General features: G+C 59.9%; 1 protein-coding gene. It reads left to right on the top strand.

Translation table 11 applies throughout. The features are described from left to right. Positions 1–155: 155 nt before the first annotated feature. Positions 156–779, top strand: a 624-nt coding sequence (locus GTN70_11340; protein NIO17554.1) for a molybdopterin molybdenumtransferase MoeA, incomplete at its 3' end; no start/stop codon positions are given.

The raw sequence follows: 779 nt of genomic DNA, 5'->3' as shown, positions 1-779 counted from the left end.
CCTGAGGGGGAAGCCGCCGGTTTCCCCCTCAGACTCCCCTCCCGGTCTTCTCGGCTTTTCCATTTTCGCCTGCCAGGCGAAAAAGAGAAACCAAGAAAAGCGGGTGAGGGGGTCTGGGGGACGAACCGCTGGCTCGTCCCCCAGGATTTTTGCGGTTGGGCAGTTATATGCCAGAACTCTTTCGTCTAACATCTCTGCAGGAAGCCCGGCGGCGGCTTGAAGACAACCTGCCGCAAGAATTGCGGCAGGGCCGGCTTGGTATTGAGGCGATTCCCTTGACCGGGGCTTGCGGCCGCGTTCTTGCCGAGGACATCATATCCCCCGTTGATTTGCCCCCCTTTGGCCGTTCCATCATGGACGGGTTCGCCGTCCGCGCGCAGGATACTTTCGGCGCAACTGACGGACTGCCCGGGCAACTCACGGTCATTGGTGAAGTGAAAATGGGGCAGCCGGCCGGCGTGAGTATCACTCCAGGTCAGGCCGCGAAGATTCCCACCGGAGGAATGCTCCCCGATGGCGCGGACGCGGTGGTAATGGTCGAACATACACAACCTTGGGATGAAAACACCATCGAAGTTGTCCGCGGTGTCGCCCCAGGTGAAAATATTATCAGGGTGGGGGAGGATCTGAGCAAGGGCGAGGTGATGCTGAGGGCAGGCCGGAGATTGAGGCCCCAGGATTTAGGCGCGCTCGCCGGAGTCGGCATCCTCTCCATTGAGGTATATCGAAGACCCCGCCTGGGTCTTCTTTCCACCGGAAATGAAATCATCCCTCCCGAC

It is taken from the genome of Deltaproteobacteria bacterium, assembly GCA_011773515.1.
In the GTDB taxonomy this organism is placed as follows: domain Bacteria; phylum Desulfobacterota; class Deferrimicrobia; order J040; family J040; genus WVXK01.
The sequence above is the reverse complement of the archived record's forward strand: the minus strand, read 5'-3'. Positions and strand labels throughout refer to the sequence as shown.